This is a genomic window from Pseudomonas sp. Ga0074129 (genome assembly GCA_001465025.1).
Lineage (GTDB): Bacteria > Pseudomonadota > Gammaproteobacteria > Pseudomonadales > Pseudomonadaceae > Aquipseudomonas.
Genome location: LNDO01000094.1, coordinates 28489 through 42600, shown reverse-complemented (window position 1 = coordinate 42600; position 14112 = coordinate 28489). Strand labels below are relative to the sequence as shown.

Annotated in this window: 9 protein-coding genes and 1 pseudogene; all 10 read left to right on the top strand. The window is 60.6% G+C overall.

Annotated elements, in window-relative coordinates:
- Nucleotides 1–180 precede the first annotated feature (180 nt).
- The 10 genes and pseudogenes from AUK77_RS14275 (at nucleotide 181) to AUK77_RS14230 (ending at nucleotide 14106) form a co-directional block, all read left to right on the top strand.
- A complete protein-coding gene (locus tag AUK77_RS14275) occupies nucleotides 181–1830 on the top strand; it encodes an acyl-CoA synthetase (RefSeq protein ID WP_296130758.1) in 1650 nt (549 codons plus the stop codon).
- Nucleotides 1831–2053: 223 nt separating this feature from the next.
- Entirely contained in the window at nucleotides 2054–3055 is a 1002-nt protein-coding gene (locus AUK77_RS14270) for an extracellular solute-binding protein (RefSeq protein WP_296130757.1), read from the top strand.
- Between the two features lie 142 nt (nucleotides 3056–3197).
- On the top strand, nucleotides 3198–4811 hold the full coding sequence (locus AUK77_RS14265; protein WP_296130753.1) for an iron ABC transporter permease: 1614 nt from the start codon (nucleotides 3198–3200) through the stop codon (nucleotides 4809–4811).
- Nucleotides 4812–4958: 147 nt separating this feature from the next.
- Nucleotides 4959–6041 carry a glycine cleavage system aminomethyltransferase GcvT gene (gcvT, locus tag AUK77_RS14260; RefSeq protein WP_296130751.1) on the top strand — a complete coding sequence of 361 codons (1083 nt, stop codon included), beginning with the start codon at nucleotides 4959–4961 and terminating at the stop codon, nucleotides 6039–6041.
- Nucleotides 6042–6357: 316 nt separating this feature from the next.
- Nucleotides 6358–6747, top strand: coding sequence for a glycine cleavage system protein GcvH (gene gcvH / locus AUK77_RS14255; protein ID WP_108487904.1), 390 nt, complete (start codon nucleotides 6358–6360; stop codon nucleotides 6745–6747).
- Between the two features lie 319 nt (nucleotides 6748–7066).
- Nucleotides 7067–8811: pseudogene (locus AUK77_RS18955) on the top strand (Orn/Lys/Arg decarboxylase N-terminal domain-containing protein); the annotation flags it as partial.
- Nucleotides 8812–8832: 21 nt separating this feature from the next.
- Nucleotides 8833–9372 (top strand): hypothetical protein, encoded by a 540-nt coding sequence (locus AUK77_RS18950; RefSeq protein ID WP_363079400.1) that lies wholly within the window; start codon nucleotides 8833–8835, stop codon nucleotides 9370–9372.
- Nucleotides 9373–9438: 66 nt separating this feature from the next.
- On the top strand, nucleotides 9439–11739 hold the full coding sequence (locus AUK77_RS14240; protein WP_296130745.1) for an Orn/Lys/Arg decarboxylase N-terminal domain-containing protein: 2301 nt from the start codon (nucleotides 9439–9441) through the stop codon (nucleotides 11737–11739).
- A 97-nt stretch (nucleotides 11740–11836) separates the two neighbouring features.
- Entirely contained in the window at nucleotides 11837–13165 is a 1329-nt protein-coding gene (potE, locus tag AUK77_RS14235; RefSeq protein ID WP_296130742.1) for a putrescine-ornithine antiporter, read from the top strand.
- A 35-nt stretch (nucleotides 13166–13200) separates the two neighbouring features.
- Complete coding sequence (locus AUK77_RS14230; RefSeq protein WP_296130739.1) at nucleotides 13201–14106, top strand: amino acid ABC transporter substrate-binding protein; 906 nt, start codon at nucleotides 13201–13203, stop codon at nucleotides 14104–14106.
- Nucleotides 14107–14112: the final 6 nt, after the last annotated feature.

The following is a 14112-nucleotide window of genomic DNA, read 5'->3' as shown; positions in this document are numbered from 1 at the left end:
CAGGCCGGAGCGCTCTGCGGCGGTTATTACGCCGCGATCAAGCGCCCAGCATGGCTGTTCGGGTGCCTATGCTGACGTGATTACTGACTTGCAAGTCACGGTTTCGACCAAGGTAGCGCATCCTTAAAACCCTGCCGCTGCTATGGTTTCTCCAGCCCAAGGTTCTGCTGGAGAACAACAATGCACAGCGTCAATCCTTACGAGTACGGTATGCCGCGTGATGCGGCGAATTTTCAGGCACTCAGCCCGCTGAGCTTTCTTGAGCGCGCCGCCAGCGTCTATCCGCAGCGTTTGGCGCTGATCAACGGCAGCCTGCGTCAGACCTGGGGTGACACCTACACCCGCAGTATTCGTTTGGCCTCGGCGCTGGCGCAGCGTGGCATCGGTTTGGGTGACACGGTGGCGGTGATCGCGCCCAATGGCCCGGCGATGTTCGAGGCGCATTTTGGCGTGCCGATGTGCGGCGCGGTGCTGAATGCCATCAACACCCGTCTGGATGCCGAAGCCATCGCCTTTATCCTGCAGCACGGCGAAGCCAAGGTACTGCTGGTGGACAAGGAGTTCGGTGAGCTGGCCCAGCGTGTGGTCGGCCATTTACCGCAACCGCCGCTGGTGATTGGTATTGATGACCCGGAATACGCCGACGGCCTGCTGATTGGTCAGCTGGAGTACGAGGCGCTGCTGGCCGAAGGCGACCCGGACTACGCCTGGCAGTTGCCGGAGGATGAGTGGCAAGCCATTGCGCTCAACTACACCTCGGGCACCACCGGCAACCCTAAAGGCGTGGTTTACCACCACCGTGGCGCGCACCTGAATGCCCTGTCCAACGCCATGTGCTGGGACATGAGCCGCTTCCCGGTGTACCTGTGGACGCTGCCGATGTTCCACTGCAATGGCTGGTGCTTTCCATGGGCGCTGGCGGCGTATGTCGGCGTTAACGTGTGCCTGCGCCATGTGCGCGCTGAAGCGATTTATCCGGCGATTGCCGAGCATGGCGTTGACCATTTCTGCGGTGCGCCGATTGTGCTGAATATGCTGGCCAACGCCGATGACGGCCTGAAAGCGCTGAAGACGGTGCCGGTCAAGGTGTTGACCGCAGGGGCTGCGCCGCCCGCCGCCGTGATCGAAGCCATGGAGGCGCTGGCGTTCCGCGTCACTCACGTCTATGGCCTGACCGAAACTTACGGCCCCAGCGTGGCCTGCGAATGGAAAAGCGAGTGGGACAGCGAAACCCCTGAGCAGCGCGCGCGGCTCAAATCCCGTCAGGGCGTGCGTGCGCCGTTGCTCGATGGCCTGATGGTGGCCGACCCCGATACCCTGCAGCCGGTGCCGAAAGACGGCCAGACCATCGGCGAGATCATGATGCGTGGCAACGTGGTGATGAAGGGCTACCTGAAAAACCCCTCAGCCACCGCCGAAGCCTTTGCCGGCGGTTGGTTCCACTCCGGCGACTTGGCCGTGTGGCACGCCGATGGTTATGTCGAGATCAAGGACCGCAGCAAAGACATCATCATTTCCGGCGGCGAGAACATCTCCTCCATCGAAGTGGAAGACGTGCTGTACCGCCATCCGCAGATCCTCGAAGCCGCCGTGGTGGCCATGGCCCATGCCAAATGGGGCGAAACGCCATGCGCCTTTGTCACCCTGAAACCGGGTGCCGAACTGACGGCCGATGAGGTGATTGCCTTCTGTCAGCAGCGCATGGCGCGCTTCAAAGTGCCGGGCTGCGTGGTGTTCACCAACCTGCCGAAAACCAGCACCGGCAAAGTGCAGAAGTTTGTGTTGCGCGAGCAGGCTAAGCAACTGGCCGCGCAGCAAGCCGTGGCCTGACTCACCCTCGACGCGCTTGCGTTTAACACAACGCCCAGTCGGCCTTAGTGGTCGCACTGGGCGTTTTGCCGTTCCGCGCTTGCGCACGCTTATGCCGCCCGGAGCAGTAGGCGATAACCTGTAGAGGCTTGTTACAGGTTTAAATGAATAGCGAGTTGAGAAACTAAATGGCATTCACTACTATTTGGCACCTTTCACTCGTCCATACCAAGAGGCTCTATCCATGCAGGTCAGCAAAGGGTTGTTCGCTGCACTCTCTCTCACAGCGTTGGCCACTACTGTGCAAGCCGCCGATGAAGTGGTGGTTTACTCCGCGCGTATCGACGAGCTGATCAAGCCAGTATTCGATGCCTACACCGCCAAGACCGGTGTCAAAGTCAAATTCATCACCGACAAAGAAGCCCCGCTGATCGCGCGCCTGAAAGCGGAAGGTGCCAACACCCCAGCTGACCTGCTGATCACCGTCGACGCCGGCAACCTCTGGCAAGCCGAGCAGGAAGGCGTGCTGCAGCCGACTAAATCCGAGCTGATCAGCGCGAACATCCCGGCGCAATACCGCTCCAGCACCGACAGCTGGACCGGCCTGTCGCTGCGCGCACGCACCATCTTCTATTCCACCGAGCGCGTGAAACCGAGCGAACTGTCCACCTACGAAGCCTTGGCTGACAAAAACTGGGAAGGCCGCCTGTGCCTGCGCACCAGCAAGAAGGTCTACAACCAGTCGATGACGGCCACCCTGATCGAAACCCACGGCGCGGCTAAAACCGAAGAGCTGATCAAGGGTTGGGTGAACAACCTGGCCACTGACGTGTTCCCGGACGACACCGCACTGCTGCAAGCCATCGACGCCGGTCAGTGCGACGTGGGCATCACCAACACTTACTACTTCGGCCGTCTGCTAAAGCAGCAGCCTGACCTGAAAGTGAAGGCCTTCTGGCCGAACCAGAACGACCGTGGCGTTCACGTCAACCTGGCCGGTGCTGGTGTGACCAAGTACGCACCAAACCCGGAAGCGGCGAAAAAACTGCTGGAGTGGATGACCACTGCAGAAGCGCAAACCATCTTCGCCGGCGTGAACCAGGAATACCCAGCCAACCCGGCTGTGGCCGTATCGCCTGAAGTCGCGGCCTGGGGCACGTTCAAAGCTGACAACATCCCGACTGAAGTCGCGGGCAAGCGTCAGGCTGAAGCCACCATGCTGATGGACCGCGCCGGCTGGCAGTAACCGCGTAGCCGCCCCGTTGTGCAGCGCCAGAGTCTCAGGGCTGTACGCTGCACGCAGGGTGGCCACTGTTATTAAAGCTTGCAGGTATACTCGACGCCCCGGCCCAGTCCGGGGCGTTGTGTTTTCAGTCTGAGGAATTTGCGTGGCTCATCCTGCCCAGCGTCGTTGGTACCCCATCGCCTTTGCCGTTGCCTTGTTGGTGCTGCTGCCGTTGAGTGTGCTGCTGTTCAGCTGGCACGACGTCGACCGGCAAATCTGGACGCACCTGTGGCAAACCCAGCTGCCCCGGTTGCTCGGCAACACCTTGGTGCTGGTGCTCGGCGTGGGCGTGGGCGTGACGCTGCTGGGCGTCAGCCTGGCGTGGTTGACCAGCCTGTGTGAATTTCCCGGCCGGCGCTGGCTGGACTGGGCGCTGATGCTGCCGTTTGCCATTCCCGCCTATGTGTTGGCCTTTGTCTTCGTCGGCCTGCTGGACTTTGCCGGCCCGCTGCAAACCCAGTTGCGTGAGTGGTTTGGCAACGACGTGCGCTTCCGGGTGCGCTCCACCGGCGGGGTGATCATCGTCCTGGTGCTGGTGTTTTACCCTTACGTTTATTTGCTCGCGCGCAACGCCTTTCTGGCCCAGGGCAAGGGCTTGATGGAAGCGGCGCGGGTGCTCGGCCTCAGCCCGTGGCGCGCATTCTGGCGCGTAGCTCTGCCGATGGCGCGACCGGCCATTGGTGCCGGTCTGGCGTTGGCGATTATGGAAACCCTGGCAGATTTTGGTGCGGTGTCGGTGTTCAACTTCGACACCTTCACCACGGCCATCTACAAAACCTGGTACAGCTTTTACAGCCTGACCAGCGCCACGCAACTGGCCAGCCTGTTGCTGCTGGCGGTGATGCTGGTGCTCTACGGTGAGCGCCGCGCGCGTGGTGCAGTAAGGCCGGTGAACGAGCGCCCACGAAGCAAGGCGCTGTATCACCTCAAGGGCGCTCAGGCTTGGGCTGCCAGCGCCTGGTGCGGCCTGGTGTTTGCCTGCGGCTTTGTCATTCCGCTGCTGCAGTTGGTCGCCTGGTTCTGGCAACGCGGCCGGTTTGATCTGGATGAGCGCTACAGCGCGCTGATCCTGCACACCCTCTATTTGGGCGCGATGGCGGCGCTGATCACCGTCAGCGTGGCACTGCTGCTGGCCTTCGCCCGGCGTATGGCACCGACCCGCTTGATGCGCTCGACGGTCGGGCTGGCCAATCTGGGGTATGCCTTACCCGGCTCGATGCTGGCCGTGGCCATCATGCTGGCGTTTAGTTACCTGGACCGTGAACTGGTGATCCCGCTCTCCACGTTCCTCGGCGGTGCAGGTAAACCTATATTGCTCGGCAGCCTCTCGGCCTTGCTGTTGGCCTACATGATTCGCTTTTTAGCCGTGGCCTACGGGCCGTTGGAAAACAGCCTGGCGCGCATCCGGCCATCCCTGCCCGAAGCCTCGCGCAGTTTGGGCGTTGGCGGCGCAGGGCTGTTCTTCAAGGTCTACTTGCCCTTGCTGGTGCCGGGTGCGCTGTCGGCGGCGCTGTTGGTGTTTGTCGATGTGCTCAAGGAAATGCCCGCCACCCTGCTGATGCGCCCCTTTGGTTGGGACACGCTGTCGGTGCGGGTGTTTGAAATGACCAGCGAAGGTGAATGGGCGCGGGCCTCGCTGCCGGCGCTGACCTTGGTGCTGGTCGGCCTGTTGCCGGTGATTCTGCTGATTCGCCGTTCGGCCCGGCGCATCGGCTAGCGCACGCGACAGGCTGCCGCGCTGGGATGACCGCCCCCGGTGTTGCGGCTACAATGCGCGCCATTCGCAGCGGCTGATCCTCTCGATAGCCCGTGCCAGCGCCCGGACGGGTTGCCGCTGCACTGCCCAGCCCGCAAGGAGACACTAATGGGACAGCGCACACCGCTTTATGACCTGCACCTCGCTTTGGGTGCAAAAATGGTCGACTTCGGCGGTTGGGACATGCCGTTGCACTATGGTTCGCAAGTCGAGGAGCACCATCAGGTGCGCCGCGAGTGCGGGGTGTTTGATGTGTCGCACATGACCGTTGTGGATGTCAGCGGCCATCAGGCCAAGGGCTATCTGCAACACCTGCTGGCCAATGACGTCGAGCGCCTGCAAGACATCGGCAAGGCGCTGTACAGCGGCATGCTCAACGAGCAGGGCGGCGTGGTGGATGACCTGATCGTCTACCTCACCGACTTTGGTTACCGTGTGGTGGTGAATGCCGCCACCCGCGACAAGGACCTGGCCTGGATGCTCCTGCAGAGCGTTGATTTCGACGTGCACCTGCAGGAGCGCGCCGAACTGGCCATGCTGGCGATTCAGGGGCCGCAGGCACGTCACAAGACCGCCGAACTGGTGAGTCCGTCCCGCGCCAGCCTGATCCAGAGCCTCAAGCCGTTTGAAGGCCAGCCCGACGGCGACTGGTTTATCGCCCGCACCGGGTATACCGGCGAAGACGGTCTGGAAATCATGCTGCCCGCCAGCGAAGTAGTGGCCTTTCTTAATGAATTGGTGGGCGCGGGTATTTCGCCCATCGGCTTGGGCGCGCGCGACACCCTGCGTCTGGAAGCGGGCATGAACCTCTACGGCCAAGACATGGACGAAAGCGTCACCCCGCTGGCGTCCAACATGGCTTGGACGATTGCCTGGGAGCCGGGCAGCCGTGGCTTTGTTGGTCGCGCTGCGCTGCAAAAGCAGAAGGCCGAAGGTGTGGCATCCAAGTTGGTTGGCCTGGTGCTGGAAGAGCGCGGCGTGCTGCGCGCCCATCAGGTGGTGCGAGTTGAGGGTATTGGCGAAGGCGAGATCACCAGCGGCAGTTTCTCCCCGACCTTGGGCAAATCCATCGCCCTGGCCCGTGTGCCGGCGGCAACCGGTGAGCGTGCTGAGGTGGAAATTCGCGGCAAGTGGTTCCCGGTGCGCGTGGTGAAGCCCAGCTTTGTGCGTAACGGCAAAGCCCTGATCTGAATCCCGGATCTGCTGCGCGTCGGCGATACTGCGTTAAAAACAGCCTCGGAATGCTCATTTACAACCAGTAAACTCCGCTTCCTCGGCTGTTTTTGCCTTGTCTCGCTCTAGCTCGCGAGATCCTGAAACAGGTTTTGAACATCAAGCTGATGCGAATTTTTGCATCAGACTTGCAACCCAATGGATCTGGGAAGCACTGCTAGCTAATTTCTGCGAGTGCGCTCGTTACGAGTTAAAGACTTTCTTTCGGTATGGCCACGGCCTGCTAAATTTCCCTGACGGCGTGGTCGCCGTCATGTCAGATGAGGAACGACACATGAGCACTATCCCCGCCGATCTGCGTTACGCCGCCAGCCACGAGTGGGCGCGCCTGGAAGCTGATGGCAGCGTTACCGTGGGCATTTCCGATCACGCGCAGGAAGCCCTGGGTGATGTGGTCTTCATTGAACTGCCGGAAGTGGGCAAAGCCCTCAGCGCCGGTCAGGAAGCCGGTGTGGTGGAGTCGGTCAAGGCCGCCTCCGACATCTACGCGCCGATCTCCGGCGAAGTGATCGCGATCAACGATGGCCTGGCCGACAGCCCGGAAAGCGTAAACAGCGATCCGTACGGCAGCTGGTTCTTCAAGCTCAAGCCGGCCGATGCCAGCGAGTTGGACAAGCTGCTGGATGCCGCCGCCTACAAAGCGGTCGCCGACAGCGACGCGTAAGCGTCCCGCGCTGAACAAAGCCCTGCCTAGCAGGGCTTTGTTGTTTCTGGGCCCGAGTAAACGCTGGTGTAGTGGCACCGTGCCGCTCTAGCCCGGCCGTTTATCACACCAATCTGTTTGTCTGGTCAGAAAGTTCGCGCCTCCCGCGATACTGGCTAGGCTGTTGACCCATGTCATAGAAGCGTCGTGCATCTGGCGCATAGTCTGCGGAATGTTTTGTAGGAATAATTCCCATCTGACTATTCTGTGAATCTTTCAATCGGCGTATGGTTACAAAATGTAAGTCGAATTTGCGCCAAAGGACTGTGGAGGCAAAGCAATGATTGGACGCACCAATAAAACCCTGAAAATGCGCGTGCTGCTGGTCGACGATGACCTAGGCAACCCCGGCAGCATGCGTGGCCGTGTGCTGAACGAATTGGTCGAGGAGTTCGCCGAGCGCAATGCTGAGCTGATCAAGGCCATCTCTTTTGATGACGCCCTGGCGGCCGTGGTGTCCGATGCCGCCCTGCACTGCGTGTGCGTCGACTGGACCTTGGGCAAGAACGACGATGCCTCGCATGCCCAGGCGCTGGAATTGCTGCGCACCATCCGTCAGCGCAACGAGAACCTGCCCGTATTTTTGCTGGCCGATCGCAACGCGAAAAAAAGCATCACGGTCGAGGCCATGGAACTGGCCGACGAGTTTGTCTGGATGCTTGAAGACACCGCGCCTTTTGTTGTCGGCCGGGTGATTGCCGCGATCAACCGCTACCTCGAGCACCTGCTGCCACCCTTCACCGACGCGCTGCTGCGCTACACCAGCAAAGATGAGCATTCCTGGGCCGCGCCGGGGCATCAGGGCGGTATTGCCTTTACCAAATCGCCGGTTGGGCGGGTATTTTTCGACTTTTTTGGTGAAAACCTGTTTCGTGCCGACAGTGGCATTGAGCGCGGTAACCTCGGCTCAGTGTTGGACCACAGCGGCCCGGTAGCGGACTCCGAAGCCTACGTGGCGCGCATCTTCGGCGCCCATGCCTCCTACTCGGTATTGAATGGCACCTCGGGCTCGAACCGGGCGATCTTTATGGCCTGCGTCGGCGAAAATCAGTTCGCCCTGTGCGACCGCAATTGCCACAAATCCATCGAGCAAGGCCTGGTGCTGAGTGGCGGGCTGCCGCTGTACATGACCCCACGCGCAACCGTTACGGCATCATCGGGCCGTTATTGCCCGCGCAGTTTGACTCGCAGCGTATCCAAACGGCCATTGCCAATCACCCGCTGCGCGCGCAGGCCAAAGGCGACAAAGCGGTCTACGCGGTGGTCACCAACTGCACCTATGACGGCATGTGCCTGCACGCCGAGCGCGCAGAAAATCTGCTGGCGCAGAGCAGCGACCGTATCCACTTCGACGAGGCCTGGTACGGCTATGCGCGGTTTAACCCGTTGTATCAGAATCGCTTCGCCATGCGCGGTGAGCCCAGCAGCCACAAAACCGATGCGCCGACGGTGTTCGCCACCCATTCCACCCACAAGTTGCTGGCGGCGCTGTCGCAGGCTTCGTTTATCCATATTCGCAATGGCCGCAACCCGGTCGAGCACAGCCGCTTCAATGAGTCGTTTGTGATTCAGGCCAGCACCTCACCGCTGTATGCCCTGTTCGCCTCCAACGAAGTGGGCGCGGCGATGATGGACGGCAAAGGTGGCTACACCCTGACCCAGGACTCGATACGCGAGGCTGTGGATTTTCGTCAGGCGCTGGCGCGCACCCACCGCGAGTTTGCCAGCCGTGGCGACTGGTTCTTCCAGGCGTGGAACGCGCCACAGGTCCGCGACAGTAAAACCGGCAACCAAGTTGATTTCGCTGACGCCGACCCCGAGCAACTGGTCAGCGACCCGGCCTGTTGGACACTGGAACCCGGTGCCTCGTGGCACGGCTTTGACGGCCTAGAAGAAGGCTGGTGCATGCTCGACCCGATCAAGGTCGGCATTATGGTGCCGGGCATGGGTGCTGACGGGCAGCTGCTTGAACAGGGCATTCCCGCGCCGATCCTCGGTGCCTTCCTCTACCGCAACAACATCGTGCCGTCGCGCATCACCGACTTTATGGTGCTGTGCCTGTTCAGCATCGGCGTGACCAGAGGCAAGTGGGCCACGCTGATCAACGTGTTGTTGGCCTTCAAGCGCCATTACGACAACAACACGCCGCTGCAGCGCGTGCTGCCGGACCTGCTTGCGCAAAACCCAGAGCGTTATGCCGGCATGGGCCTGCGGGACCTGAGCAACGAGATGTTCGAGTACATGCGCAGCAGCCGCATGGATGCGCTACAGGCCGAGGCCTTTGGCAACCTGCCGCACATCGAGACCACCCCACGCGCGGCGTTTCAGGCCTTGCAAGCTGGCGAGGCGCAACTGCTGCCGCTGCATCAGGCAGCCGGGCGCGTCACCGCCGTTGGCATCATGCCGTATCCGCCGGGTATTCCGATTGTTATGCCCGGTGAGAACCTGGGGCCGCTGGATGGCCCTTGGATTCGCTATATCCAGGCCCTGCAGGATTGGGGCAACCACTTCCCCGGTTTTGAGAAAGAAGTGGAGGGCGCTGTGCACAAAGACGGTGACTACCACTTCTGGTGCCTTAACCCGTAATCAGGCGCGGGTAAGCGCAACAAGTCGGTTACCCGCGCAGCGGCATTCATTGAGAAGGAGTTCTGTATGAGTCACGCCAAATTGCCGTTGCCGGCCTCACTGGCCCAACGTTACCCGGTGTTGATTGTGGTCAACGCCCAGCAAAATCCTGACAGCATCGTCATACGCAGTGCCGAAGCGGTTGCTCAGGCCTTGCAGCAGCATGGTTTGGGGGTGACGCGTGTCAGCTCCCTGGAAGATGCCGAAATCGCCTTTCGCGCCAACCCGGCCTATTGCTGCGTCATCCTTGGTTGGGGCGCGTGCGAGGGTAATCTGCCGCAGGCGATGAGCCTGATCCAACTGATCCGTCAGCGCACCGCGCAGTTGCCGATCATGCTCGGCATGAGCCAGGCCCACCACAGCCAGGTGCCGCTGGAGTTTGTCGAGAATATCGATGGGTTTATCTGGCAGCCCGAAGACAGCCCGGACTTTGTCGCTGGGCGCATCGAGGCCGCCGCCCGGCGTTATTTGGACAGCATCCTGCCGCCGTTTTTTGGCGCGTTGGTGAACTTCGCCGACATCCACGAATACTCTTGGCACACACCGGGGCATACCGGTGGCACGGCCTTTATGAAAACCGCCGTGGGCCGCAGTTTTCTGGATTTTTACGGCGAACAGATGCTGCGCTCCGACCTCAGTGTGTCGGTGGGTGAGCTGGGTTCGCTGAATGACCACAGCGGGCCGATTGCCGAAGCCGAGAAATATGCGGCGCGGGTGTTCGGCGCGGATTACACCTTCTTCTCGGTCGGCGGCAGTTCAGCCAGTAACGAGATCGTCTTGCACTCGGCCGTCACCGATGGCGATGCGGTGCTGGTCGACCGCAACTGCCACAAATCCTTGAACTACGCGCTGAACATGTCCGGCGCGGTGCCGCTGTACCTGCGCCCACGGCGCAATGCGCGCGGGCTGATCGGTCCGGTGCCGCGCAGCGAACTGACGCCTGAGGCGGTGGCGCAGAAAATTGCCGAAAGCCCGTTGATGGGTGACAAACAGGCGCGTCCGGTTTTGGCCGTGCTGACCAACTCGACCTATGACGGCCTCTGCTACAACGTGCAAACCACCACCCGCGAGCTGAGCCGCAGCGTCGACCGTATCCACTACGACGAAGCCTGGTACGCCTACGCGCGCTTCAATCCCTTGTATGAAGGCCGTTACGGTATGCATCGCGGCGAACGGCATGCCGACGACGCCACGGTGACCGTCACCCACTCCACCCACAAGCTGCTGGCGGCGCTGTCGCAGGCGTCGATGATCCATATCCGCTCGGGCAAGGTGCCGGTCAAACCAGAGTTGTTCAACGAAGCCTTCATGATGCACACCTCGACCTCGCCGCAGTACAGCATCATCGCCTCCACCGATGTATCGGCGAAGATGATGGACGATGCTGGCGAGTACCTCACCGATGAGTCGATCAGTGAGGCCATCAGCTTTCGCCAGGCCATGGTTCGTTTGGGCACCGAAGTACGCAAACGCAACCCGCAGGATTGGTGGTTTGGCGTGTGGCAGCCGGATGAAGTCAACGGTGTACCTTTTGCTGAAATTGACCCACAGACCCTGCACCATGGCGATGCCTGGGTACTCAAGCCAACGGCCAACTGGCATGGTTTCGGCGATTTGGGCAGCGATTACTGCATGCTCGACCCGATCAAAGTCACCGTACTGACGCCCGGCCAGACGCTTGAAGGGCAGATGCAGGACAGCGGCATTCCGGCACCGCTGGTGTCGTCCTTCCTCGCCAGCCGCGGCATCGTGGTGGAAAAAACCGAGCCGTACTCGATTCTGCTGTTGTTCAGCCTGGGCGTGACCAAGGGCAAATGGGGTTCACTGGTGGCCGGCTTGCTGGAGTTCAAGAAGCACTACGACCACAACGCGTCGCTGGAACTGGTGATGCCCGAATTGGTCGCCAACCACCCCGAGCGTTATAGCGGCATGGGCCTCAAAGACCTGGCCGATGCCATGCATGCGGACATGCTCGCCTCCAAGCTGCTGCACAACATGGACGCCGCCTTCAGCTTGCTGCCCGATGTGGTGTCGTCGCCGCGCATCACCTTTGCCAGCCTGGTGAAAGGCCAGGTCGAGCAAATTGCCGTGCGTGATATGCAGGATCGCACCGTGGCCGTGCAGGTAGTCCCTTATCCGCCGGGCATTCCGTTGATGATGCCGGGCGAGAAGGCCGGCGCAGACAAGCAGGCGATCATTGACTACTTGCTGGCCATGGAGCTGTTCGACAGCCACTTCCCCGGTTTTGAGCACGATAATCATGGCGTCGAGATCGAGCGCGATGGTCTCGGCGGGCTGACTTACAAGGTGTATGTGGTCAAACAGTAAGCGCTTGAGCCTGCTGGCGGTTGAGGCCGCCGACAGGTTCTTTGCCACATCAGGTGGTGCTGGCTGAGTCAGTGCTGCGAAGAACAAGGAGAGGTCGATGGCTGGGTCAAGTAAGAAGATGAGCCTGGTGGGGCTCACCACCCTGGTGGCGGTCAATATGATGGGCTCGGGCATCATCATGTTGCCGTCGAGCATGGCCCAGTTGGGGGCCGTTTCGCTGTTGTCATGGATCATTACGGCCGTTGGCTCCATGGCCATTGCCTACTGTTTTGCCCAGTGCGGGATTTACTGCCATCGCTCGGGCGGCATGTCTGCTTACAGCGAGGAGGCGCACGGTAAGTCGGCGTTCTTCCTCTGTTCGTTTCTGTACTTCCTTTCGTTGGCCATCGGCAACGTGGCCATCGGTATTTCCGCGGTGGGTTACCTCACACCATTCTTCCCCTGGCTCGGCACGGGCGCGATTCCGCTGTTTGTCGGCACTGTGGGGCTGATCTGGCTGACCACGGTGGCCAACTTCGGTGGCCCCAACATCACCGGCAAAATCGGCTCCATCACCGTGTGGGGCGTGATCATTCCGGTGGCGGGGCTGAGTGTGATTGGCTGGTTCTGGTTTGACGCCCAGATCCTCAAGGAGGCTTGGAACCCACACAACATGCCGCTCAGCGATGCCATCGCACAGAGTATTCCGCTGACCTTATGGGCCTTCCTCGGTATGGAGTCAGCGGCGCAAAACTCCGACGCGGTGGAAAACCCCGAGCGCAACGTGCCACTGGCCTGCCTATTCGGCACCTTGGGCGCAGCGGTGGTCTATGTGCTGTCGACAACGGTGATTCAGGGCATTGTGCCCAACGCTGAGTTGGCCAACTCCAGCGCACCGTTTGCCTACGTCTATGCGCAGATGTTCAACCCCTTTATCGGCAACATCATCATGGGGTTGGCAGTGATGGCCTGCATTGGCTCGCTGCTGGGCTGGCAATTCACCTTGGCGCAAACCGCCAAGGTCACAGCCGATCAGGGCATGTTTTTCAAGCTGTTCGGCAGGGTGACGGCGGCCAACGCGCCAGTGATTGGCATGATCGTATGCGGTGTGCTGCAAACCCTGCTGGCCCTTTCGACCATCTCACCCAATGCCAGCGAGCAGTTCAGCAAACTGGTGAATCTGGCGGCGGTAACCAACCTGATTCCCTACATCACGGCGCTCTCCGGCTTGATGGTGATCATGTACAAGGCACGGGTCAGCGCAACGATCTACATGCGCAACGTGATGGTGCTGATGGTGGCGATGGTTTATTGCTTCTACGCCTTATATGCCTCAGGCAAGGATGCCGTGTTCGGATCCATGCTGGTGCTGGCGTTGGGCTACCTACTGTATGGCTTTATCGCCAAGCGCTTTGTCGCTGAGCAACCCGCATCAGGTAAGGCCTAATGGCCAGTAAACCCTTTGAATCTGGGGATATGGATATGAATTTTAACCTGTGTAATCCGTTCAATCTGCTATTGGCCTGCCTCCTGGCGCTGTCGCCTGTTGCCCATGCTGATACCTTGCAGCGCATCGAAAGCAGCAACACGCTTAATCTGGGCTACGTCGACGACATTGCCCCCTTCAGCAGCCTGCAAAACGGTGAAGTTAGCGGCTATGCCATCGAGCTGTGCCAGAAGGTGGTTGAGCAGGTCAAAACCGAGCTGAACCTCCCTGATCTGCAGGTGCGTTTTCAGCCGGTAGCTGAAGCGCAAGGGCTGGCAGCGGTGCGTGATGGCTCGCTCGATCTGCTCTGCTCGCCGACGCTGGGGAGCCTCACTCAGCGCAAAAACGTCAGTTTCTCGCTACCAATTTACACGGCAGGTCTGGCGGTATTGGTACGTAAGGATGCCCCCGAAGCACTGCTCAAAGTGCTTAACGGTGAGGTCGCGCACAGTGGGCCGACCTGGCGCGCCACGGTCAATCGCGGCTTGGCCAACCACACCTACGCGGTTAAACAGGGTGAGGCTACAGAAGCCTGGATTCGCAAGCAGCAACGCATGCTGGGTGTGGTCGCCACGGTGGTGACCGTCAGCAGTCAGGAGGAGGGTGTGCAATTGGTGGCCGAGGGTAAGGCCGATGCCTTCTTTTCCGAGCGAATGCTGCTGAAGAATTACCTGGCCAAGCGTGATGACGCCAGCGCCATGCAGGTGCTGGAGCGTATCTACGAATATGCCCCGGTGGCCATGGCGTTGCCGCGCGGTGACGAAGACTTCCGTTTGCTGGTCGACACCGCCCTGAGCAAGGCACAACGTTCGGGCGAGCTGGAGCAGATTTACAGCCGCTACTTCGGCGAGCCGGGGGAGATGGTCAAGGCCCTGTTCAAGGTATACGCCCTGCCTGAGTGACAGGCA

Excerpts from the sequence above, each read along its gene's own strand:
- AUK77_RS14275 (WP_296130758.1), top strand. The coding sequence starts at position 181 with ATGCACAGCGTCAATCCTTACGAGTACGGTATGCCGCGTGATGCGGCG.
- AUK77_RS14270 (WP_296130757.1), top strand. The coding sequence starts at position 2,054 with ATGCAGGTCAGCAAAGGGTTGTTCGCTGCACTCTCTCTCACAGCGTTG.
- gcvT (WP_296130751.1), top strand. The coding sequence starts at position 4,959 with ATGGGACAGCGCACACCGCTTTATGACCTGCACCTCGCTTTGGGTGCA.
- gcvH (WP_108487904.1), top strand. The coding sequence starts at position 6,358 with ATGAGCACTATCCCCGCCGATCTGCGTTACGCCGCCAGCCACGAGTGG.
- AUK77_RS18950 (WP_363079400.1), top strand. The coding sequence starts at position 8,833 with ATGGTGCTGTGCCTGTTCAGCATCGGCGTGACCAGAGGCAAGTGGGCC.
- AUK77_RS14240 (WP_296130745.1), top strand. The coding sequence starts at position 9,439 with ATGAGTCACGCCAAATTGCCGTTGCCGGCCTCACTGGCCCAACGTTAC.
- potE (WP_296130742.1), top strand. The coding sequence starts at position 11,837 with ATGGCTGGGTCAAGTAAGAAGATGAGCCTGGTGGGGCTCACCACCCTG.
- AUK77_RS14230 (WP_296130739.1), top strand. The coding sequence starts at position 13,201 with ATGAATTTTAACCTGTGTAATCCGTTCAATCTGCTATTGGCCTGCCTC.